Origin of the sequence: Cupriavidus sp. GA3-3 (genome assembly GCF_000389805.1) — a bacterium.
Classification (GTDB): domain Bacteria; phylum Pseudomonadota; class Gammaproteobacteria; order Burkholderiales; family Burkholderiaceae; genus Cupriavidus; species Cupriavidus necator_D.
On record NZ_KB944503.1, the window covers coordinates 18,978 to 40,489 of the forward strand.

Here is a 21,512-nt window from a genome sequence, read left to right on the forward strand (position 1 = left end):
TGGGGACCTTTCACGCCCGAGGAAGAGCTTCTGCTTCCTTCTGTCGCACCGTCGTCGGCGATGCGCTGAGTCTTCATCGCCGGTACCGACGTTCGGGATTCCGGCACGCGCCATCCAGCGTGCTGCGCTATGTGGCAGCCCTGCCGGCATCGCGTGACGCCAGCCCGACATAAGCTACGATTACTCACAGACGGCTCGTGCCTCGAAACAGCCCATGGAGACCAACAATGCAGACGCCTGATCAATCCCAAGGCATCGATTTCCCGCTTGAGGGCGTGCGCGTACTCGACTTGTCGCGCGTGTTTGCGGGGCCGCTGTGTGGCCAGGTACTGGCCGATTTCGGCGCGGAGGTGGTCAAGGTGGAGCACCCCGGCCGCGGCGACGACACGCGCGACTGGGGCATGCGCATCGGCAAGACCGAGACCACCTACTACAACAGCATGAACCGCAACAAGCGGTCCATCACGCTGGATCTGCAGAGCAAGGAAGGCGTGCAGATTGTCTACGACCTGCTGCCGCAGTTCGACGTGGTCATCCACAATTTCAAGACCGGCGGGGCCGAGAAGCTGGGCCTTGGCTACGAACAGCTCAAGGCGATCAAGCCCGAGCTGATCTACTGCGCGGTTTCCGGCTACAACACCAGCGGCCCCGAGGCCAAGCGTCCCGGCTACGACCTGGTGATCCAGGGTGAGGCCGGCCTCATGGCGCTCAACGGCGAAGCCGACACGCCGCCGCTGAAGTTCGGCGTAGCCGTGGTGGACCTGATGACCGGCATGTATGCCGCGCAGGCGGTGCTGGCTGCCTTGTTCCGCCGCGAGCGCAAGGGCAAGGGCCAGCTGATCGAGATGGCGCTGTACGACTGCGGGCTGATGGTCACCGGCTACTACGGCCTGGACGCCATGCTGCTCGGGCGCGACCCCGCCCGCTATGGCAATGCCCATCCGTCCATCGTGCCCTATGGCATGTTCGAGTCCGCCGATGGCCCGCTGATCATCGCGGTGGGCAACAACAGCCAGTTCGACAAGTTCTGCCGCCAGGTCATCGAGCGTCCGGACATCGTCGAGGACCCGCGCTATGCCACCAATGTGGAGCGCGCCAGAAACCGCGAGACGCTGACCCCGCTGATCACGGGCCTGATCCGCAGCTTTGCGCGCGACCTGCTGCTCGAGCGCATGACCGCCTGCGGCATTCCCTGCGGCAAGGTGGCGGGACTGCACGAGGCTTTGACCAGCGAACGGACCCGCGAGGGCGGTCTGCTGCGCGAGATGCCCCATCCCGTGGCAGGCAGCACGCACGTGTTCGCGCCCCCATATCGTCTGGATGGCCAGCGCCTGCCGATCCGCAACGCGCCGCCCACGCTGGGCGAGGGCACGCGGGCGGTACTGCAGAACCTGCTGCAGATGAGCGATGAGCAGTTGCAGGACCTGCAGGCCCGCGGCGTGCTGACGCTGCCCGAGGCACCTCAGCAAGCCTGAGTATTCGCGCCGCGCGGACGCTCATGGGCGTCCGCGCAGCCCTGCCCGGCAAGGGGGGCTTGGGTTCCCTTGCACTGATTCAAACTGGAACAACATCGTGCGCACTCGAAATTTCACCCGTATGGTCCACTCCCGGCGTCGTGCCATTCTGGCCCTGGCCGCAGTGCCGCTGCTCGCCGGCAGCGCTTTCGCGCAATCCTGGCCCAGCAAGCCGATCAAGCTTGTCGTGCCGTTCCCGCCGGGCGGGCCCACGGATACTGCGTCGCGCATCGTCGGCCAGAAGCTGGCCGAGCGCCTGAAGCAGCCCGTCGTGGTCGAGAACCGCGCCGGTGCATCGGGTTCCATCGCTGCCGCGCAGGTAGCCAAGAGCGCGCCTGACGGCTACACGCTGATGATGCTGGCCACGCCCACGCTGCTGGCGCCGCACCTGTACAAGAAAGCGGGCTACGACACGACCAAGGACTTCACGCCCGTGGCCACCGTCTATGACCTGCCGATCGTGGTGGTGGTCAACCCGACGCTGCTGCCCAACGTGACCGACCTGCCCAAGCTGATCGCACAGGCCAAGGCACAGCCGGGCAAGCTCAATTACACCAGCTCCGGCGCGGGCAGCTTCGGCCACCTGAGCATGGAACTGCTCAAGCAGATGGGCGGCTTCGAGATGCAGCACGTGCCCTACAAGGGCGGCGTGCCCGCCATCAGCGACACCCTCGGTGGCCAGGTCCCGATCATGTACGCCGATCTCGTCGCCGCGCTGCCGCACATCCAGGCGGGCAAGCTGCGCGCCATCGCGGTCGGCTCGCCGCAGCGCGTGAGCATGCTGCCGGACGTCAAGACCATTGCCGAGCAAGGCTTCAAGGGCTACGACGCCGTTTCCTGGGGCGGCCTGCTGGCGCCGCCGGGAACGCCCATGGAGGTGGTGGACCGCGTGTCGGGCGAGGTCGGCAAGATCCTGGCCGACAAGGATGTACAGGACAAGTTGCTGAAGGCCGGCGCCATTGCCAACTACCAGGCGCCGGCGCAGATGGGCCAGCGCATCCAGCAGGACTATTCCAAGTGGGGCAAGGTGATCCGCGAGAAAGGCATCGCGGTCGAGTAAGCGTCTGCAAGCCGGGCACGCTGCAATGGCGTGCCCGGTGCCAGTTGGCGAGGTTGGAGTGGCCTTCGCCGCGGGAAGTGGCTGCCACGGGCTACCAGGAGTCTTCCCCCGACACTTCTCATTTGCTCTTCAATCCGTTTGCCTTCTGCGCGTTCTCCAGGGCTTGCTTGTTGCACGCCAGCCCTATAACTCTCAGTCAGATTCCATATTGGAATTTAAATAATGGCCTCGGTACAGTGGTGCGCACAAGGTGCAGGACGCCGTTGTCCTGACCAGCACACTGAGGAGACCAGGCCATGCCAGGCAACACCGAGCAGCAAGCGCAGGCAACATCGCACGCCGGGGACAAGCAGAGCGCAGTCCGGCGCTATGAAGTAACGCGCTCGGCGGCGATCTCCATCGAGGTCTACGAGCTGGGTGCCGGCCCGGCCATCGTCTTGCTGCCATCGCTCGGCCGCGGCGCAACTGACATGCTGGAACTGGCCGAGCCGCTTGCGGCTGCCGGTTATCGCGTGCTCTGCCCGGAGCCGCGCGGCAATGGCCGCAGCGTCGGCCCGCTTGCCGACAAGACGTTGCACGACTGGGCAGGCGATATCGCGGCCGTGATCGAGCATGCCGGCCAGGCGCCGGTCGTGATCGTCGGGCATGCCCATGGCAACTGGATCGCCCGCACCGTGGCCAGCGACCGGCCCGACCTGGTGCGCGCGCTGGTCCTGCTGGCCGGCTCGGCGGGCAAGGTGCCGAAGGACGTCGATGCCGTGCCGATTCCGCCGGAGGTACGCGCCCAGATCGAGCGCTGCGGCGATACCAGCCTGCCGGACGCGGTGCGCCTGGAAAGCCTGCGCGCCGTATTCTTCGCGCCGTGCAATGATCCTGCACCGTGGCTGCAAGGCTGGAACACGGAGCTGATGACGATGCAGACGCTGGCTCAGAAGCGCACACCGGTCGATGACTTCTTCGCTGGCGGCAACGTGCCGATCCTGAATGTGCAGGCTGAGTACGATGTGATTGCACCGCAGCGCTATGCCAATGTGCTGCGTGACTACCTGGGTGAGCGCGTGACCAACCTCACCATCCGCGATGCCGCGCATGCCTTGCTGCCGGAGCGGCTGGACGAGGTTGTGGCGGCGATCATCGACTATGTGGCTGCGCTGTCTCCGGCGCGAAGCACGGTGGCTTGAAGGCGGTATGACGGTGCCGAGATGCGGCTTAGTAGCCGATCGGTTCGCTCATCACTTCGCTCACGACCCGCATGACCAGATCGCTGGGCGCCTGCTCACGCCAGATTGCATAGAGCTGGATGTGGCCAGCGGTCTGGCCGATCTCGCGGAACACCACGCCTGGCAGCCCGGCGCGGGCGTAGGAACGCGGCACCAGCGCCACGCCCAGGCCGAGCTTTACCATCTGGAAAGTGGTCAGCGGATTGCGCGCCGTATGCGCAATGACGGGACTGAAGCCGGCATGCAGGCATGAGGCGATCATGCCGTCGAACAGCGCCGGCGCGTGCTCACGCGAGAATGCCACCAGCGGCACGCCCTCGAGGTCGCGGAGCGCCAGCGCCGGCCTTGCGGCGAGTTCGTGGCCCTCGGGCACGACGATAGTGAAATACTCGGTGAAGATCGGCGTCTTGCCGAGGCCGCTGCGCGTCGGGATCGAATGCACGATGCCGATATCGAGCTTGCCCTGCATCACGGCATGCGCCTGGTCGGCCGAGCCCATGTCGGTCACGGCGATATGCAGTCCGGGAAAACGCTCTGCCATGCGCGTCAGGATGGTAGGCAGCACATGGAAGATGCCTGACGTCACCATGCCGATCTGCAGTGTGCCGATGTCGCCGGCCGCCGTGCGCCGCGCGGTGGTCACGGCTACGCGCACCTGTTCGAGCACGGCGCGGCAGTCTGCCTGGAAGGCACGGCCCGCGTCGGTCAGGCGCACTTCCCGGCGATTGCGCACCAACAGCTCCACGCCCATCTCGTCTTCCAGTGCCTTGATTTGCTGGGAGAGCGGTGGCTGCGACATGTGCAGCCGCACCGCCGCCTTGCTGAAGTTCAACTCATCCGCGACGGTCACGAAATAGAGCAGTTGCCGGAGTTCCATGGTGCTGATTTCCTTGCGGGACAAGGTACTAGGATAGCCGCAACCAACCCGGGGTAGCGCGCTGCCGTGTCATATGCCAGCCCTATAACTCATGGTGCGAAACAGTATTGGACGGTCTGCCGGCCCGTCCCTACAGTGGCCTGCATAGCGCGGCGGCATGCGGACGAAAGGATCCGGAAGCCTTTGGAGACCGCGCAAAAACCAAGGAGACAGCCATGAACAAGACAGGCAGAACAGGGCGGCGTGCGGCGCTGGGTGGGATCGGCGCGATCGCGATGATGGCCATGATGGTCGGATCGCAGCCGGCGGCGTTCGCGAGCGAGGCGTATCCCAATCGCCCGATCAAGATGATCATCCCTTACACCCCGGGCGGCTCGATCGATACAGTCGGGCGCCTGGTGGCTGCACAGCTGCAGCGTCAGCTTGGGCAAGCGATCGTTATCGAGAACCGACCGGGCGCGTCGGGCATGATCGGGTCCGAAGCGGTGGCGAAGGCATCGGCTGACGGCTATACGCTGCTCTTCAATGCCTCCAGCCAGGTCTACCTGCCGCTGGTCGCGAAGAACGCCCCTTACGACGCGATCAGGGATTTCACCCCGATCGCACAGGTGGGGCATGTGCCGCTGATCGTCGTCGCCAACACCAGCCTCCCCACCAGCTCGCTGCGCGACCTGGTCAAGCTGGCGAAAGCCAAGCCGCGGACCTACACCTGGGCCACCTCCGGGCTAGGCACCACCAGCCACCTGGCCGAGGAGATGATCCGCCACGCCTTCAAGCTGGAGATGGATATCGTGTCCTACAAGGGCGCCGTGCCGCAGTTGAACGACGTGATGGGCGGTCACGTGTCGGCGGCGGTGTCGCCGATGCCAGGCGCATATCCGTTCGTCAAGGCGGGGCGGCTGAAGGTGCTGGCGGTCACCAGCAGCAAGCGTATTCCGCAGCTTCCCGGCGTGCCGACCGTTGCCGAGAGTGGCCTGCCCGGGTTCGAGTTGCTGTCGTGGTACGGGCTCTGGGGTCCCGCCAACCTGCCTGCGGAGATCACCCGCAAGCTCTCGCAGGAGGTCAACAAGGCCGTGCGCGAAGCCAGTCTTAAGACGCGCTTCGACGAACTGGCCTTTGAAACCGTGCAGTCCACGCCTGAACAGTTCAAGGTGGTGATCAAGGATGAGATCGACAAGGTCGCGGGCATCGTCAAGGCAGCCAGCATCCGTATCGATTGAGCGAAGGGCAGGGACAAGGACAAGCAAGCATGCATCAACAAACGCAACCGATGGCCATCACCCGGGAGCTCGCCGGATGGATCGCCGGCATCCGCAACGCCGACCTGTCGGACGCGGTGCGGCAGGCGGTCGCCGGACTCTCGCTGGATACGTTCGGCGCCGGCCTGACCGGGCATGACGAGCCCTGGTCGCAGGCTATCCGTGGCTGGGCCGACGATGGTTACCTCGCTCCGTGCGATGGCGGGGCACGCGCATGGGGCCGGCGGGGCAGGACGTACCGCGCCGCCGATGCCGCGCTGGTCAATGGCGCCGCTGCACACGCGTACGAGCTGGACGACTTCCATAATGCAAAGGTCCACTTGGGCGCGGTCGTATTGCCGGCGGTCTTCGCGTTGGCGGAGACGCTCGAGGTGCCGCCCGAGCGGGTCGAAACCGCTATTGCCGTCGGCTACGAAACCATGATCCGCTGCTCACTGGCGCTGCAGCCGGCGCTGGCCAGGATGAAGGGATGGCATATGACCGCCGTGTGCGCGCCACTGGGCGGAGCCGCGGCATCGGCGGTGATGCTGGGGCTCGACGCCGAGCGCACGGCGTGGGCGCTGGGTCTTGCCGGCACCCAGTCGGGCGGACTGTTTGCGTTCGCTTGCGACGGCGCGGATTCGAAGCGCTTCCATCCGGGGCGCGGCGCTCAGGCCGGCGTGATGGCTGCCGAACTGGCGGCGCGCGGCCTGACCGGCCCGACGCAGTTGTTCGAGACCGGGGACGGCGGCTGGCTCAAGGCGTTCTCGGAGTCGCCCAAACCGGAAAGGCTGCTGGCAGGGCTGGGCAGCGACTGGCACATGCCCCGGACCAACTTCAAGCCCTATGCTTGCTGCGGCAGTGCCCATGCGCATGTCGATGGTGCGCTGCGGCTGCGTGCCGACTGGGCGGGGCAGGGGCCGATTCGCGTCGGCATGCCGGCCGTTGTCGATGTGCAATGCGGCTACCGCTATGCGCCGGGCAGTGTGCTGAACGCGCAGATGAGCGCCCGTTACGCGCTGGCGGTGGCGCTGCTGGATGGCGAGGTGCTGCCGGCGCAGTTCGGGCAGGCCCGCCTGGCGGATCCGAAGATCATCGCGCTGGCCAACGCGATCGAGATCGTACGCGACCCCGAACTCGACGCGCTGTATCCGGCCAGCTTCTGTGGCTGGGTGGAGCTGATGTCGAAGAACGGTGAGCCGCTGCGTGCGTACCAGGCCAACCCGTCGGGTTCCGCGGAGAATCCGGCGCGCATGGCAGCCATCCGGGACAAGTTCCGCGCCTTGACGGCGGACGTGCTTGCGCCCGCGCAGGTTGAGGTGCTGATCGACGCATTTGGCAAGCTGGCGACGACGCCGGTGCGCCACATCCTCGCCGCCGCCGAATCCGTCGCCTGAAGCCGGAATGCCGGCGACCAGAATAGCTTTCATCAAACCAACAATGAAGCGGAGACAGCCCGGCCGACCCAGTCGCATCGCGCCCCATCGGTGCCCTGGCCTGCGTTCCGCTTCCGACCATCGACACGGAGCGCAAGCGAATGGAACGCCTCAAGCCACTGAAACCCGAAGAACTGACGCCCGAGCAGCAGGAAGTCCACGCGGCCATTGCCGCCGGTCCGCGCGGGCAGGTTCGCGGGCCGCTTGCGATGTGGCTGCACCGCCCGGGCCTGGCCAACCGCGCGCAGGCGCTGGGCCAGTACTGCCGCTATGACTCGTCGTTGCCGCCGCGGCTGTCGGAGCTGGCCATCCTGGTGATGGCCCGCATCTGGATGTCCGAATTCGAATGGTGGGCACACAAGCCCATCGCGCTGAAGGCAGGCGTGGCCGAAGACGTGGTCGAGGCGATCCGCACCGGCCGTGAGCCGGCCTTCGTCAAGGAGGATGAGCGCGTGATCCATGAGTTCCTGACTGTGCTGCACGCCACGCGCAATGTGCCGGACCAACTTTACCAGCGCGCGATGGCGGTGCTGGGCAAGGACCAGGTGGTGGACCTCGTTGGCCTGGCGGGCTACTACACGCTGATCTCGATGACGATCAACGCTTTTGGTGTCATGCCCCCGGCCGGCAGCGCGCCGGAGCTGGTGCGCGCCTGAATTCCGTTCAAACCGTTACCCCGAAACACAAAAGGACTCCGTATGTCAGGCCGTCTCGAAGGAAAGGTTGTCATCGTTACCGGCGCGGGTTGCGTCGGCCCCGGTTGGGGCAATGGCCGCGCCGTTGCGGTGCGCTTTGCACAGGAAGGCGCAAAGATCTTTGCCGTCGACAAAAGCGCTGACGCGATGCGTGAAACGCTGGAGCGGCTGGACGCCGCGGGTGCAGAGTTTGACTCGCACCTGTGCGACGTGACCGACACCGCCGCGGTCAAGGCCATGGTCGATGCCTGCGTGGCGCGCTTCGGGCGCGTGGATGTGCTGGTCAACAACGTCGGCGGCTCGGCCAGGGGTGGCCCGGTGCAGCTTAGCGAAGAAGACTGGGACCGCCAGCTCAACTTCAACCTGAAGAGTGTCTTCCTGACCTGCAAGCACGTGCTGCCGCACATGGAGCGGCAGGGCGGCGGCGCCATCGTCAATACCGCGTCGACTTCGGGCATGCGCTGGACCGGTTCGGCCCAGGTCGGCTACGCCTCGGCCAAGGCGGCAATCATTCAACTCTCGCGCGTGGTCGCGGTCGAGTACGCCAGGAAGAACATTCGCGTCAACACGGTGATCCCCGGCCAGATGCATACGCCCATGGTGGAGGCGCGCCTTGCCGGGCAACGTGCGGGCGGTGATGTCGACTCACTGCTGGCCCAGCGCCAGGCACGTATTCCGCTCGGGTTCATGGGCGATGGCCGCGATACCGCCAATGCGGCGCTGTTCCTGGCATCCGACGAGGCGCGCTTCGTCACCGGCACGGAGATCGTGGTCGACGGTGGCATGAGCGTACGCTGCGACTGATCAGCATCCGGTGCCGGACGACCGTTCGCCGCTGGGCTGGCTGCAAGCTGCGGCTGGCAAAGACTCATTGCTGCGTGCCGTGTTGTCGGTTACCCCGTCCCGTCGCCACGGTTAACCCTCTTTTCGGATCCTCTGGGCTGAACCATGACCATGCACACTTTCCTTGCGCCGGCCGAGCCGGTGCGCTATCCGGATGCGCGCGTCCAGGCACTGAGCCCGCGCTTCGAGAAATACCACCTGCCCCTTGCCGCGATCGACCGCATTGCCACCGGCTGCCGCTGGAGCGAAGGCCCGGTCTGGTTCGGTGATGGCCGCTACCTGCTGTGGAGCGACGTCCCGAACGACCGGATCCTGCGCTGGGATGAGGAGACCGGTAACACCAGCATGTTCCGTAGCCCGTCAAACCATGCCAATGGCAATACCCGCGACCGCCAGGGAAGGCTGGTGACCTGTGAACATGTCGGCCGGCGTGTCACGCGCACCGAGTATGACGGCAGCATCACCGTGCTGGCGGACCGCTATGACGGCAAGCCGCTGAATTCGCCCAATGACGTGGTGGTGAAATCGGACGACTCGATCTGGTTCACCGATCCGCCGTTCGGTATCGCCGGCTACTACCAGGGCGAGAAGGCAACTTCGGAACTGCCGGAGCGCATTTACCGCATCGATCCGGCCAGCGGCCGCCTTGACATCGTCGCCGATGACGTCAGCGGGCCCAATGGCCTGGCATTCTCGCCTGACGAGGAATTGCTGTATGTGATCGAGTCGCGCACCCGGCCTCGCCGCATCCGCGCTTTTCAGGTCAGTGAAGGCGGCGAGGCGCTGGGCAACAGCCGAGTACTGGTTGACGCCGGGCCCGGCACCCCGGATGGCTTCCGTGTCGATATTGATGGCAACCTGTGGTGCGGCTGGGGCATGGGCACGCCCGAACTCGACGGCGTGCGCATCTTTGCCCCGGACGGCGAACCCATCGGCCATATCAGCCTGCCAGAGCGCTGTGCCAACCTGTGTTTCGGGGGGCGCCATCGCAATCGGCTGTTCATGGCGTCCTGTACGTCGATCTATACGCTTTATGTCAATACGCAAGGCGCGGCCGGCGGCTGACGGCAAGCACCCACTGAAGCGCCTCAGGCCTGAGTAATGTGCTCGCCGGACCCAGGTCCGTCGTCGGTTTGCAGTCCTGATTTCCCCGGGGGCTGGCGGTCTGGGACTGGTTTGGGGATACGGTTGGCCCTGCAGAGTTTGTGGGCTCTGCAGGGCCTCCTTTTTTGCCGCGCGGGATGGCGCCCTATGAATTCCATACAGTGGAATTGTGGGGGTGTGGAATCGCCCGCCTGGGCCTAAGCTGTCTCCAACAAAGAAACGCGCCCGGTGCACGCAGTGTGATGGCCGCGGCGTTCCGACTCGTTCCAGGAGACAAAGCATGCATCGGTTCTGCACCGGATTGTTCCGCCGGCTTGCCAAGGCAGCCATTCCGTTCCTCATGGCGGCGACAGCGCCTTTGCCGGCGCTCGCAGCCTTTCCCGACAAGCCGATCCGCATGGTGGTGCCGTTCGCCCCCGGCGGCGGCACGGACCTGGTGGCGCGTGCCATGGGCATTACCATGGGCGAGGACCTTGGCCAGCCCGTCATCGTCGATAACAAGCCGGGCGGCAGCACCATTATCGGCACCGATGCGGTGGCCAAGAGCGCGCCAGACGGCTACACGCTGGTGATGGCGACGCTGGCCCACGCGGTCAACCCGAGCCTGCACAAGAAACTGCCGTTCGATACGGAGAAGGCGTTCGCGCCGGTCATGCTGGTGGGCCGCTCGCCCAACGTGCTGGTGGTGAAGCCGGACAGCCCCATCAAGACCGTGCAGGACCTGATCGCGGCCGCCAAGGCCAAGCCGGGCAAGCTCAACTACGCCTCGCAAGGCGCGGGCACTTCGGCGCACCTGGCCGGCGAGCTGTTCAAGAACATGGCCAGGGTCGACTTGAACCACATTCCTTATCGCGGCGCCGGCCCGGCGATCACGGACCTGCTCGGCGGGCAGGTCGATGTGATGTTCGCCACGGCAGCCGCAGTCGCGCCGCACCTGGAGAGCGGCAAGCTTCGGGCGGTGGCGGTCACGACCGCACAGCGCTCGCAGGCGCCGGCGCTGAGCAAGGTGCCAACGATCGCGGAAAGCGGCGTGCCCAATTATGTGGCGGATAGCTGGTATGGCCTGTTCGTACCGGCCGGCACGCCGCCGGCGGTGATCACGCGGCTGAACGCCGCGGCGAAGAAGGCCGTGCACACCGACGCGTTCCGCAAGCGCGCCGAACAGGAGGGGCTTGCCATCAGTGGCGGCACACCAGATGAGTTCGGCCGCTACGTCAAGGCCGAGAGCCAGCGCTGGAGCAAGGTCATCAAGGACGCCAATATCACGGCCGACTGAGCGCGGCACTCGTAAAAAAACAGATCGCACACATAGCACCGGACAGGACCATGGACAACTATTCCCTGATTGAACTGAAGATCGAATCGGGCATCGCGCTGCTCACCTTTAACCGCCCCGACAAGCGCAATGCCATGAGCGACGACATGCGCTCGGAATTCATCGACGCGCTGGAGCGCGTGGCGGCGGACAAGGCCATTCGTGCCCTGGTGCTCACCGGGAACGGCAAGGGCTTCTGCGCCGGCGGCGACGTGGCCGGCATGCAGCGCCGCATGGAGGCGCCCATCGGCGAGGTGGGCTTCAATGGCTGGAGCCGCCAGCAGCGGGTCCACTACACCGTGAAGCTGCTCCACACCATGCCCAAGCCCACCATCGCCGCGGTCAACGGTGCCGCGGCCGGGCTGGGTGCCGATACCGCGCTGTGCTGCGATTTCGTGCTGGCGTCCGAAGCGGCGTCGTTCTCCTGGTCCTATATCAACCGGGGCCTGATCCCGGACGGTGGCGGCATGTATTTCCTGCCGCGCCGCGTAGGGCTGTCGGCAGCGAAGGAACTGGTCTTCACGGGCCGCAAGGTCGAGGCGCAGGAGGCCGCGGCCCTCGGCATCGCGGACCGCCTGAGCAAGCCCGAAGCGCTGATCGACGATGCGCTGAGCTGGGCGGCGCAACTGAGCCAGGGCTCGGCTACCGCGATCGCGCTGGGCAAGAGCATCATGAACCAGTCCTTCGAACTGCCCGCCGACCAGGTCTTCGCCCAGGGCAGCCAGGCGCAGGGCATCTGCTACACCAGCACCGAGCATCGCGACTCCGTGCTGGCTTTCCTGAACAAGACCGCCAGCAACGCCTGACCACATGAATGCCATCCAAAGACTTGTCACGCCGCGCAGCGTTGCCGTGATTGGCGCATCCGCCGACCCCGCAAAGACTGCAGGCCGCCCGGTTTCCTACCTGCGCAAGCATGGGTTCAGCGGGGCGATCTACCCGGTCAACCCCAAGGTCGAGTCGATCGACGGGCTGCCTTGCTTTCCGGACATTGCCTCGCTGCCCGAAGTGCCGGACGTCGGCATCGTGCTGCTGGGCGCCGAGCGTGCGCACCTGGCCGTGCGCGACCTGGCGGCGCGCGGCGCCGGCGCGGCCATCGTGCTGGCGAGCGGCTATACCGAGACCGGCGCCGAGGGCGCGCGGCGCCAGGCTGAGCTGATCGAGGCGGCCGGCAGCATGCGCCTGCTGGGGCCCAATACCATCGGCCTGGTCAACCTGACCGACAACATCCCGCTGTCGGCCAGCGGCGCGCTGGAGATGGACCAGTTCCCGACCGGCAGCATTGGCGTGGTGTCGCAAAGCGGCGGCATCCTCGGTGCCTTGCTGTCGCGCGCCGCGGCACGCGGCATCGGCCTGTCCAAGCTGGTTTCGACCAGCAATGAAGTCGACCTGGATCTGGCCGACTTTATCGATTATCTGGCCGATGACGAGGCCACCCGCGTGATCGCGCTGTATGTCGAGAGCGTGCGCAACCCGGAGACGTTCCGCCGCGCGGCGCTGAAGGCGGCGCGCGCCGGCAAGCCGGTGGTGGCGTTCAAGATCGGCCGCTCCGAGAGTGGTGCGCGCGCCGCGGTGTCACATACCGGCGCGTTGGCCGGTACGGATCGCATGTATGACGCGCTCTTTGAGCAGGTCGGCGTGATTCGCGCGCAGACCTTCTCGGACCTGCTCGACATGCCCGCCGCCCTGGCTACCGGGCGCAAACTGACTGGCAATCGCGTTGCGATCCTGACCTCGACCGGCGGCGCCGGCACGCTGGTCTCCGACAGCCTGGGCGTGGCCGGCTTCGAGACCCCGGCCCCTGACGAAGCGACCGCGGCGAAGCTGCGCGCGCTGCAGAAGGGCGACCACGCGGCGCTCGACCGCAACCCGATCGACGTAACCCTGGCCGGGCTGCAGCCCGACCTGCTCCGCGCAGCGATCCGCATCCTGCTCGACAGCCCGAGCTACGACGCGGTCGCAGTCATCGTGGGCTCGTCCAGCCTGGCCATGCCAGACCTGATGGCCAATGCCATTCGCGACTGCCTGCCCCATAGCGACAAACCGGTGATTGCGTACGTGAGCCCGCATGCGCCGGAAGTCGCATCGCTGCTCAATCGCCGTGGCGTGCCGGCGTTTTCCGCGCCGGAGGCTTGCACGGTGGCGATCGACGCGATGCTGCGTGCCGGCAAGCTCGGCGCGGTCGACGAAGCGGGCACTCCCACGCTGCCGTTGCCCGATCTCACCTCCTATGGCACCGGCTCGCTCGACGAAGCCGCGGCCAAGACCTTGTTCGCCGGTTTCGGCGTACCGGTTGCGAAGGAGGTTGTGGTTGCCGATGGCGCCGAGGCGATGGCGGCGGCGCAAGCCTTCAGCGGCAATGTCGTGCTGAAGATCCTGTCGGCCGAGATCACCCACAAGAGCGATGTCGGCGGCGTGGCCGTCAATGTCCCGCCTGCGGAGGTGGGAAGCCGGCTGGCAAGAATGGCAAGCGACGTGCAGTCGGCCACGGGTATCGCGCCCCAACGCTTCCTGGTGCAGGAAATGGTCAAGGCCGGCGTCGAAGTGATCCTCGGTATGCACCGCGACGCGCTGGGCACCGCGATCCTGCTCGGCATGGGCGGCGTGACCGCGGAGCTGTTCGGCGATACCACGCTGCGGCTGCTGCCTGGCGAGCGCGGATTGAGCCGCGACGCCGCGCTGGCGATGATCGGGCGCCTGAAGACGGCCCCGCTGCTGCAGGGCTTCCGGGGCCGGCCGAAGGCGGATGTGGAAGCCCTGGCCGACGCGATCGTCGCCTTCTCGCGCATGGTCGCCACGCTTGGCGACCGGCTGGTCGAGGCGGAGATGAATCCCGTGTTCGTGCTGCCCGAAGGGCAGGGTGTGATGGCCGCCGATGGCGTGGCGGTGCTGGCCGGCAACGACAAGCCCTGACGAGACCCTGGCATGTGCAACGTGCGCGACGGTGTGTTGGTGACTTCGGTCGATGGGTGCGAGATCATCTGGCGAAGCTTTGGCGACGGCCCGGCGAGCGTGCTGTTGCATGGCGGCCATGGCAGCTGGCAGCACTGGACGCGCAATATCGGGCCGTTGTCCCGGAACCGCCGGCTGCTGGTGCCAGACATGCCGGGCTTTGGCGATTCCGGTGCGGCGCCGCGCGCCGATCTGCCTGGAGTCGTCGAGATCCTGGCCCGCTCGCTGGCCCAGCTATCACCTGGCCGTGTCGACCTGGTGGGCTTTTCCTTCGGCGCGCTGGTGGCGGTGCACCTTGCGACCCATGCGGGCCTTGGCGATATCGATGTCGGTCGCCTGGCGTTGCTCGGGCCGGCCGGCCATGGCGGTCCGCGCCGCATGACGCGGGCGCTGGTCGACTGGCGCCGCTGCCACGATCCGCACGCGCTTGCCGCGGCGATGCGCGACAATCTGGCGGCATTCATGATCGCCGATCCGGCCGCCATCGACAGCGAAGCCGTGGCCATCCACACGCGTGCCTGTCGTGCGACCCGCTTCCATAGCAAATCGATCTCGCGCGCAGGCGGATTGCAGCAGGCGCTGGCGCGCTTTCCCGGCCCGGTATTGATGATCTGGGGCGAAGCGGACGTGACCATGTCGCCCGAATCGATTGCCGGGATCGCCCGCGACTCGCGGCATGCATCAGCCGACGCGCCCGAAGTCAGTGTCAGCGTGGTGCCGGGCGCCGGCCATTGGGTCCAGTATGAGGCCCACCAACAAGTCAACCGGCTGCTGCAGGCATGGCTGCAGCAGCTCCCCGACACGCCGGCGCAGGCCGGCTGAGGAGAACCTATCTTGAACGCAACCGAGGCCTTTGGGCCGTTCTTCAGCATCATCAAGGCAGGACCGCTGCCAGCCGAGGTGATGCATCATGCGAAGCGCGCGCTGGTCGACTGGCATGCGGCGCTGTTCCCGGGCATCGGCACCGATGCGGTCCAGCGCCTGCAGCGCGTGCTGGAAGAGGAGCTTGGCCGCGGCAACGCCACCCTGCCAATGGGGCAACGCGCCACGGCGCGCGCCGCGGCGCTGCTCAATGGCGCTGCCGCCCACGCTGCCGAGATCGATGACAGTTTCCGTGATGCCATGTACCACCCCGGCGCCGCCACCATCGCCGCCGCCATTGCTGCGGCACAGGACGCGGGCGCCAGCGGCGAGACGCTGCTCAAGGGCATCGTCGTCGGCTATGAGGTTTCAACGCGCATCGGCGTCGTGCTGGGCCGGGCGCACTATCGCTTCTGGCACAGCACCGCGACTGTCGGCACGTTTGGCGCGGCGGCCGCCGCGGCGTTTATCCATGGGGCGAGCGAGGAGCAGCTTGCCCACGCGCTGGCGACCGCGGCGACCTTCGCCGCCGGACTGCAGCAGGCGTTCCGCATGGACTCGATGTCCAAGCCGCTGCACGCAGGCCGCGCAGCGGAGGGCGGATTGCTGGCCGCCCGCGCCGCCATTGCCGGCATCACCGGTTCGCTCGATGTGCTCGACGGTGAGACCGGCATGGGGCGAGCGATGTCGGACGGCCCTGACTGGAACGGGCTGGCATCGACGCTTGGGCAAGACTTCCATATTTGCCGGCTGACCTTCAAGAACCACATTGGCTGCGGCCATACCTTTGCGGCAATCGACGGCGCGCTGGCGCTGAAAGCGAAGCTGGGCATCGACACCGCCCAGATCCGTCGCATCCGCGTCGCCACGTATCGCCCGGCGCTGGATATCGCCTGCTATCTCGACCCCAGGAGCGAGAACGAAGCCAAGTTCAGCCTCAAGTTCATCGTCGCCGCCGCCCTGGTGCATGGCAGCGTGCGCTTGTCGGCCTACACGCCGGAACGGTTGTGGGACAGCGAGACGCGCCGGCTGATGGACTGCATGACTGTCGAGGTCGATCCTGAAATCGACGGCTGGTTTCCTGGCAAGCGCGCGGCAAGGATTGAGATCGAAACCCTGGACGGGGCCACGGCAGACTACTTGCAGCCAAATCGCAAGGGCGATCCGGAGGACCCGCTGTCCGACGCTGACCTCGGCGGCAAGCTGATCGAACTGGCAGCGCCGGTGATAGGCGCCGATGGCGCGCGCCGGCTGGCGCAGAAGATCTGGCACGTCGAGACGGAGCCGGTGGTCAGCCTGTTTGGCTGAGCAGCGGCGCTCCGGCGCCAACGCGGTCACCGGCATGACGAACACAAGCGGTGTAGGACAAGGAGATCGGCATCGAGTAGCATTGCCTGCGGCGGGTGCAACCTCAGCAAATGCATGCACCGGACGCCGCTTTCCAGAACGGTCACTGGTGCGCAGTGATCCCCTGTCATGCCAAACAGCACCGTCAACATCGAACGGATCAAACCAGGCCAAGGCAAGGCGACGCCCAACCGCTCGCTCGAACGTGGCATTGCCGTACTGCGCGCCTTCCGCGCCGGCGCGTCCATGCTCGGCAACAGCGAGATTGCCGAGCGCACCGGCTTGTCCCGCTCGACCGTCAGCCGCCTGACGCAGTCGCTGATTGAGACCGGCATGCTCGAGTATGTCCCGCAGTGCCGGGCCTACCGGCTGGGTGTGCCGGTCCTCAGCATGGCGCATGCCATGCGCGACGGCTCGCAGGTTCTCAGGGTCGCGGCGCCGATGATGGCCGAGGTTGCCATGCGGCACAAGATCAATGTCGGACTGGCGGTGGCGGAGGGAGATGAGATGATTTACCTGGAGTCGTTCCGCTACAACCGGCGCCAGTCACTGCGCACGGTGGTGAGCGGGCAGCGCATCCCGATGGCGCTGACCTCTCTCGGCCGCGCGCACCTCGCAACGCTGGCACCTGAGGCGTTCAACGCGATGATGAGGGCCATGGCCGACAAGAACCGCGGCCGCGGCTGGGGGGAGCTGCGACGCGAAATCGATGCTGCGGTGTCTTCCGTGCATGAGAAAGGCTACTGCGTCGCGTCATGGCAGCCTCAGGTTGTGGCCATGGCAACACCATTGCGATTTGACGAATATGCCGTCCATGTATTGAACGTCAGCGTATCCACGCACCAGGATGCCGGTGCTGTCGAGGCGGCGCTGGCCAAGCCACTGATGGAACTTGCAGCGGCGATACAGGAGCGGATGCCGCGCGTGGAGTAGGGGCGCTGCGGTATCGAGATCCGCGCCGGCTTTCGCCCCATGTCAAAGGCCGGGCTCCCCGTTATTGGTCCCAAGATTGTTGTCCGGTCTTTGGGGTTGAGCCTCACGCATCAGGCGCAGCCCGGCGTAGCCGCCAGGCATGGTCATCCGCCGTAACCCAGGCGGGGACAAGATGGGCTCGCAAGGTGTCGCTCGAACCAGCCTATCGTGAGTGCCGCGATGTCTTCCAGGGCCCTGCGGTCTTCAAATCCGCGGCCGCTGGTCGGGATGAGCCTCAGTTGCCGCGGACAATGCATCTGCTCGAATGCAAGATTGTTGATCTGGATGTCTTTCGGATTGCCGCTGGCACATATCAGCAAGGCAGGGATTTCAAGCTGCCGCAGGGTTGCGCTGCCCGCGAGATCCAGCCGCCCCGCAACACAGGCCACGGCGCTGAGTTGCGTCGCGCCGCACGCGGCTGAGCGCAAGGCTGCCGCCGCTGCGGTGCCGGTACTTAGCAGGCCCACAGGCAAGCTTGCGCAAGGGGTCCCAGTACGCAGGAAGCTCAAGGTCTGGTCCAGTCTTGCCACCAGCTCATCGACCTCCGATTCCGGTGCGTCGTCGACGCGGCTGTCAGGCTGCAGGTCTACGAGCATGGTGGCGAATCCTTTCGCGCGCAGCTTGCGTGCCAGGTAATTGCTGCGGGCTGCACGGCGTTGCGCGCCACCGGCATACACCATCACCGCGACGCCGACCGGGTTCGGGGCCGTTTCGAGCATGGCCCGCAGCCGAGTGGTCTGATACGGAATCAGCATCGCCTTGCTCAACGACGGCACGCCCGCCACCGCACCTGGCCGGGCACGGGTCCGGGGCTGCGTTGGCGGTATCCCTGTCAACTGTCGCACGCGGTCGTCGCTGACCAGCTGGAACTCATGATAGAAGTGCGCGAGGTTTTCGATGCGGTCCGGAGTATCCAGGCAGATGACTTCGTCGGCCAGGGCGCGGACCCGGTCCAGCCCGGCTGGGGTGGCGATCGGGAGTGCGCATATGAGCCGGGCAGGTTGCCGCTTGCGCAGGCTGGCGAGGGCCGCATACATCGTTGCGCCGCTCACCAGGCCGTCATCCACGACGATCACCACGCGACCGCCCGGATCCGCCAGCTTGCGGACCGGCGTATACACGGCGCGCTGCCTGCGAAGCTGGTCGAACTGGGCATCACGCTGGCTGTCGGCGCCGCCATTTGCGTCCATTGCGTCCGTGCACCATGTCGCGCCAGAGTCGTCCAGTGCTACGCCAGGAACGATCCTGCGCGCCATCACCAGGTCGAAGTCAGCGCCCAGTGCGTCGGCCACAACACGCCCGACCGGCACGCCGCCGCGCGGAATCGCCAGCACCAGGGCATCGGTTCCCCGATACGCGCGCAACGCCCAGGCGAGCTCCGAGCCCGCATGCTCACGCGCCTGAAAACGTGTCTGGTAACGGCTCATCGATCTATCTGCCAGGGATCTATTGACGGACTTTCAGGACGGCGGCGCCGGTAAGCCGGCCCTCGCGCAGGTCGGCCAGTGCTTCGTTGGCCTGCTCCAGCGGATACGCGGTGGTGTGCGTATGCAGCGGCGTCCGGGCGGCGATATCCATCAGCGCGATGCCGTCGGCACGCGTGAGGTTGGCTACGGAACACAGGCGCCTTTCTTCCCAAAGCAGCTGGTAAGGCATGCTTGGGATATCGCTCATATGAATTCCGCCACAGACCACGATGCCACCCTTGTCCACGGCGCGCAGCGCCTTGGGCACCAGCGCGCCCACCGGGGCGAAAATCAGCGCGGCGTCCAGCGGCACGGGCGACTCGAGCTCGCTCGAGCCGGCCCAGCACGCACCGGATTGGTAGGCGAGTTGCTGGGCGCCTGCGTCGCCCGTGCGGGTGAAGGCGTAGACTTCGCGGCCTTGCGCCACCGCGATCTGCGTCACCAGGTGGGCGGCGGCGCCGAAGCCGTAGATGCCGACGCGCTGCGCATGGCTGGCTGCGCCCGCCATGCGCAGCGTCCGGTAGCCGATCAGGCCCGCGCAGAGTAGTGGCGCGGCGTGTTCGTCATCGTAGCCGGGCGGAATCCGGAAGCAATAGCCGCTGTCGGCAACAACGTACTCCGCATAGCCGCCATCGCGGGTATAGCCAGTGAACAGCGGTGCGTCGCAAAGATTCTCGTGATGACGCAGGCAGTAGCGACAATGGCCACAGCTATGTCCGAGCCAGGGCACACCGACGCGGTCCCCCGGCTTGAAGACGGTGACACCGGCGCCGCACGAATCCACCTGTCCGACGATTTCATGTCCCGGGATGAGCACCGGCTTGGGATGGCGCAGGTCGCCGTCGGCGATATGCAGGTCGGTCCGGCACACCCCGCAAGCTCCCACGGCAATGCGAAGTTCGCCGGGCCCCGGTTCGGCAACCGGCAAGTGGTGGAGGCGCAGCGGCAGGCCTGCGCCCTCGAAGACCATTGCACGCATGGTTTGGTGGGGCATGGCGCGCCTAACCTTCGACTTCGCTGCGGACCAGGAGCACGGGCTTGCTGGTCTTGGCAAGCACGCCTTCCGACACGCTGCCCATCAGCAGGCGCCGGACGCCGCGGCGGCCGTGGGTGCCAAGCACGATCAGGTCGGCATTCCACGCATCGGCTTCGGTGACAATGGTCAACGAGATCCGGCCCGGCGCCACCGGCTTTTCATCCAGTTTCACCGAATTGCGCACGCCTGCTTCGCTGAGCCTGGCTGAGGCGGCATCCAGTGCCTTGCGGCCGTGCGCGGTGATGTTGTCGACCAGTTCTTTTGGATTGAAGTAACTGGCCTCGAAGAACACATCGCTGTCGTCTACCACGAACAGCGCCTTGACCTCGGCCCCGGTTGCCTTGGCGATGATGATGGCCTGGCTCAGTGCCAGGTCGGAAGAACGGCTGCCATCGACGGCGAGCAGGATGCGCTGGTACATGATGGATCTCCTGAAGGGCAAGGGTGTGCTCGATGTTGCGATTCGCTGCATTCAGCGTAGGCGCCGGCCTCGATATGCGCTTGAGATAGGTCAACCCGAAGGGGCAGGCGCCGCGAGAAACTGACCGCAGACAGAAGTGATGGCCGCATGGCTTGACGGTTTTACATACCTTGTTCGCAGTAGCCTCCACCGCACATCAGGACGAACTTGAGCCATGTCGCCGCATGGCTGGCCCGTTGATCCGGGTCAAGCGCCGGTCGGCCTTGCTGCCTAGACTGGTCTGTAGTTGAGGGGGAGGGCGATCATGGCTTACGACAGCATCCTCGTGCATCTGGACAGCAGTCCGCAGGCACGGCAGCGGCTCGAAGTGGCGGGGCGACTTGCGGCGGCCAGCCAGTGCCGGCTGATCGGCATGTACGCAGGTTTCATTCCCGATCCTGCCTGGTTCTACCTCATGGACGGCGCGCAGCAATATGTCGCGGACGATCTGGCCCGGCGCAAGCAGGTCAGGGAAGACGTCCGCGCGCAGTTTCTGGCTGCAACCCAGGCCATGCCGGTGCGCGCGGAGTGGCGCGCCGCGGAGCAGGGGGCGGTGGCATCAGTGCTGCGCGAGGCCCGCGAGGCCGGCCTGGTCGTTGCCGGCCAGTACGACCCCGGCAATACGGAAGGTCCGGTGGCCCGGCAACTGCTGGAATCGCTGCTGCTGGAGACCGGCCGACCGACGCTCGTGGTGCCGTGCGCGGGCACGTTTCCATCGCTGGGTACGCGCGTGATCGTGGCGTGGAATGGCAGCCGCGAGGCGGCGCGGGCGCTTCACGACGCCGTGCCGCTGATGGCCGGCGCGCAGGCGCGCATTTTTTGCGCACAGACCGCGGCCAAGGAGGCCAGAGCCGACGCCACCCCGGTCGGCCACGCCGCACGCGTGCTGGAGCGCCACGGCGTCGCCGTGGAAATCGAACACGGTCCCGGTGGGGCTGACCTGACCATCGGCGAACTCATCCTTTCGCGCGCGGCGGATTTCGATGCCGACCTGATCGTGATGGGTGCCTACGGACACGGTCGCATGCGGGAGCTGGTGCTCGGCGGTGTCACGCGTACGCTGCTTGACTCGATGACGGCACCGGTGCTGTTTTCACGATGATGCAAGGTCAAACC

At 66.3% G+C, this 21,512-nt stretch carries 19 protein-coding genes; 15 read left to right on the plus strand and 4 right to left on the minus strand.

Translation table 11 applies throughout. The annotated features are described in order from the left end of the window. Positions 1–227 precede the first annotated feature (227 nt). The 3 genes from C265_RS26840 to C265_RS26850 all read left to right on the plus strand — a co-directional run bounded on the left by C265_RS26840 (position 228) and on the right by C265_RS26850 (position 3,755). A complete protein-coding gene (locus C265_RS26840) occupies positions 228–1,475 on the plus strand; it encodes a CaiB/BaiF CoA-transferase family protein (RefSeq protein ID WP_010809267.1) in 1,248 nt (415 codons plus the stop codon). Between the two features lie 121 nt (positions 1,476–1,596). Next, positions 1,597–2,574: a tripartite tricarboxylate transporter substrate binding protein gene (locus C265_RS26845; RefSeq protein ID WP_010809268.1), complete on the plus strand. Its 978-nt coding sequence runs from the start codon at positions 1,597–1,599 to the stop codon at positions 2,572–2,574. A 296-nt stretch (positions 2,575–2,870) separates the two neighbouring features. Continuing rightward, positions 2,871–3,755: an alpha/beta fold hydrolase gene (locus C265_RS26850; RefSeq protein WP_010809269.1), complete on the plus strand. Its 885-nt coding sequence runs from the start codon at positions 2,871–2,873 to the stop codon at positions 3,753–3,755. Positions 3,756–3,783: 28 nt separating this feature from the next. On the opposite strand, the gene C265_RS26855 is transcribed toward C265_RS26850, so the two are convergent. Further along, positions 3,784–4,671 carry a LysR substrate-binding domain-containing protein gene (locus C265_RS26855; protein WP_010809270.1) on the minus strand — a complete coding sequence of 296 codons (888 nt, stop codon included), beginning with the start codon at positions 4,669–4,671 and terminating at the stop codon, positions 3,784–3,786. Positions 4,672–4,886: 215 nt separating this feature from the next. Here C265_RS26855 and C265_RS26860 point away from each other — a divergent pair, with 215 nt between their 5' ends. The 11 genes from C265_RS26860 to C265_RS26910 all read left to right on the plus strand — a co-directional run bounded on the left by C265_RS26860 (position 4,887) and on the right by C265_RS26910 (position 17,395). Beyond that, positions 4,887–5,891, plus strand: a complete 1,005-nt coding sequence (locus C265_RS26860; RefSeq protein WP_010809271.1) for a tripartite tricarboxylate transporter substrate binding protein — start codon at positions 4,887–4,889, stop codon at positions 5,889–5,891. Positions 5,892–5,941: 50 nt separating this feature from the next. Continuing rightward, a complete protein-coding gene (locus C265_RS26865) occupies positions 5,942–7,306 on the plus strand; it encodes an MmgE/PrpD family protein (protein WP_052181687.1) in 1,365 nt (454 codons plus the stop codon). Positions 7,307–7,446: 140 nt separating this feature from the next. Beyond that, complete coding sequence (locus C265_RS26870) at positions 7,447–8,001, plus strand: carboxymuconolactone decarboxylase family protein (RefSeq protein WP_010809273.1); 555 nt, start codon at positions 7,447–7,449, stop codon at positions 7,999–8,001. Between the two features lie 42 nt (positions 8,002–8,043). Further along, positions 8,044–8,844 carry an SDR family NAD(P)-dependent oxidoreductase gene (locus C265_RS26875; RefSeq protein WP_010809274.1) on the plus strand — a complete coding sequence of 267 codons (801 nt, stop codon included), beginning with the start codon at positions 8,044–8,046 and terminating at the stop codon, positions 8,842–8,844. A gap of 144 nt (positions 8,845–8,988) precedes the next feature. Then, positions 8,989–9,948: an SMP-30/gluconolactonase/LRE family protein gene (locus C265_RS26880; RefSeq protein WP_010809275.1), complete on the plus strand. Its 960-nt coding sequence runs from the start codon at positions 8,989–8,991 to the stop codon at positions 9,946–9,948. Positions 9,949–10,267: 319 nt separating this feature from the next. Beyond that, entirely contained in the window at positions 10,268–11,263 is a 996-nt protein-coding gene (locus C265_RS26885) for a tripartite tricarboxylate transporter substrate binding protein (RefSeq protein WP_010809276.1), read from the plus strand. A gap of 50 nt (positions 11,264–11,313) precedes the next feature. Next, entirely contained in the window at positions 11,314–12,108 is a 795-nt protein-coding gene (locus C265_RS26890; protein WP_010809277.1) for an enoyl-CoA hydratase/isomerase family protein, read from the plus strand. 4 nt (positions 12,109–12,112) lie between these two features. Then, a complete protein-coding gene (locus C265_RS26895) occupies positions 12,113–14,215 on the plus strand; it encodes an acetate--CoA ligase family protein (protein WP_010809278.1) in 2,103 nt (700 codons plus the stop codon). 12 nt (positions 14,216–14,227) lie between these two features. Beyond that, complete coding sequence (locus C265_RS26900) at positions 14,228–15,076, plus strand: alpha/beta fold hydrolase (protein WP_010809279.1); 849 nt, start codon at positions 14,228–14,230, stop codon at positions 15,074–15,076. A 12-nt stretch (positions 15,077–15,088) separates the two neighbouring features. Then, positions 15,089–16,423, plus strand: coding sequence for an MmgE/PrpD family protein (locus C265_RS26905; protein WP_010809280.1), 1,335 nt, complete (start codon positions 15,089–15,091; stop codon positions 16,421–16,423). A gap of 168 nt (positions 16,424–16,591) precedes the next feature. Further along, entirely contained in the window at positions 16,592–17,395 is an 804-nt protein-coding gene (locus C265_RS26910) for an IclR family transcriptional regulator (protein ID WP_010809281.1), read from the plus strand. Positions 17,396–17,538: 143 nt separating this feature from the next. Here the strand turns inward: C265_RS26910 and C265_RS26915 are convergent, their stop codons facing one another. Genes C265_RS26915 through C265_RS26925 form a run of 3 tightly spaced genes read right to left on the minus strand, consistent with a single transcriptional unit; the run spans position 17,539 to position 20,357 of the window. Then, a complete protein-coding gene (locus C265_RS26915) occupies positions 17,539–18,861 on the minus strand; it encodes a phosphoribosyltransferase (RefSeq protein WP_010809282.1) in 1,323 nt (440 codons plus the stop codon). A gap of 19 nt (positions 18,862–18,880) precedes the next feature. Next, the gene (locus tag C265_RS26920) at positions 18,881–19,894 is read right to left on the minus strand and encodes a zinc-dependent alcohol dehydrogenase family protein (protein ID WP_011617238.1); all 1,014 of its coding nucleotides are present in this window, start codon (positions 19,892–19,894) and stop codon (positions 18,881–18,883) included. Between the two features lie 7 nt (positions 19,895–19,901). Then, on the minus strand, positions 19,902–20,357 hold the full coding sequence (locus C265_RS26925; RefSeq protein ID WP_010809284.1) for a universal stress protein: 456 nt from the start codon (positions 20,355–20,357) through the stop codon (positions 19,902–19,904). A gap of 304 nt (positions 20,358–20,661) precedes the next feature. On the opposite strand from C265_RS26925, the gene C265_RS26930 reads away from it, so the two are divergent. Continuing rightward, positions 20,662–21,498, plus strand: a complete 837-nt coding sequence (locus C265_RS26930) for a universal stress protein (protein ID WP_010809285.1) — start codon at positions 20,662–20,664, stop codon at positions 21,496–21,498. Positions 21,499–21,512 lie beyond the last annotated feature (14 nt).

Coding starts and splice junctions, on each gene's coding strand:
- C265_RS26840 (WP_010809267.1), top strand. CDS start 228: ATGCAGACGCCTGATCAATCCCAAGGCATCGATTTCCCGCTTGAGGGC.
- C265_RS26925 (WP_010809284.1), bottom strand. CDS start 20,357: ATGTACCAGCGCATCCTGCTCGCCGTCGATGGCAGCCGTTCTTCCGAC.
- C265_RS26855 (WP_010809270.1), bottom strand. CDS start 4,671: ATGGAACTCCGGCAACTGCTCTATTTCGTGACCGTCGCGGATGAGTTG.
- C265_RS26910 (WP_010809281.1), top strand. CDS start 16,592: ATGCCAAACAGCACCGTCAACATCGAACGGATCAAACCAGGCCAAGGC.
- C265_RS26900 (WP_010809279.1), top strand. CDS start 14,228: ATGTGCAACGTGCGCGACGGTGTGTTGGTGACTTCGGTCGATGGGTGC.
- C265_RS26845 (WP_010809268.1), top strand. CDS start 1,597: ATGGTCCACTCCCGGCGTCGTGCCATTCTGGCCCTGGCCGCAGTGCCG.
- C265_RS26870 (WP_010809273.1), top strand. CDS start 7,447: ATGGAACGCCTCAAGCCACTGAAACCCGAAGAACTGACGCCCGAGCAG.
- C265_RS26890 (WP_010809277.1), top strand. CDS start 11,314: ATGGACAACTATTCCCTGATTGAACTGAAGATCGAATCGGGCATCGCG.
- C265_RS26865 (WP_052181687.1), top strand. CDS start 5,942: ATGGCCATCACCCGGGAGCTCGCCGGATGGATCGCCGGCATCCGCAAC.
- C265_RS26880 (WP_010809275.1), top strand. CDS start 8,989: ATGACCATGCACACTTTCCTTGCGCCGGCCGAGCCGGTGCGCTATCCG.
- C265_RS26895 (WP_010809278.1), top strand. CDS start 12,113: ATGAATGCCATCCAAAGACTTGTCACGCCGCGCAGCGTTGCCGTGATT.
- C265_RS26875 (WP_010809274.1), top strand. CDS start 8,044: ATGTCAGGCCGTCTCGAAGGAAAGGTTGTCATCGTTACCGGCGCGGGT.
- C265_RS26850 (WP_010809269.1), top strand. CDS start 2,871: ATGCCAGGCAACACCGAGCAGCAAGCGCAGGCAACATCGCACGCCGGG.
- C265_RS26915 (WP_010809282.1), bottom strand. CDS start 18,861: ATGAGCCGTTACCAGACACGTTTTCAGGCGCGTGAGCATGCGGGCTCG.
- C265_RS26885 (WP_010809276.1), top strand. CDS start 10,268: ATGCATCGGTTCTGCACCGGATTGTTCCGCCGGCTTGCCAAGGCAGCC.
- C265_RS26860 (WP_010809271.1), top strand. CDS start 4,887: ATGAACAAGACAGGCAGAACAGGGCGGCGTGCGGCGCTGGGTGGGATC.
- C265_RS26930 (WP_010809285.1), top strand. CDS start 20,662: ATGGCTTACGACAGCATCCTCGTGCATCTGGACAGCAGTCCGCAGGCA.
- C265_RS26920 (WP_011617238.1), bottom strand. CDS start 19,894: ATGCCCCACCAAACCATGCGTGCAATGGTCTTCGAGGGCGCAGGCCTG.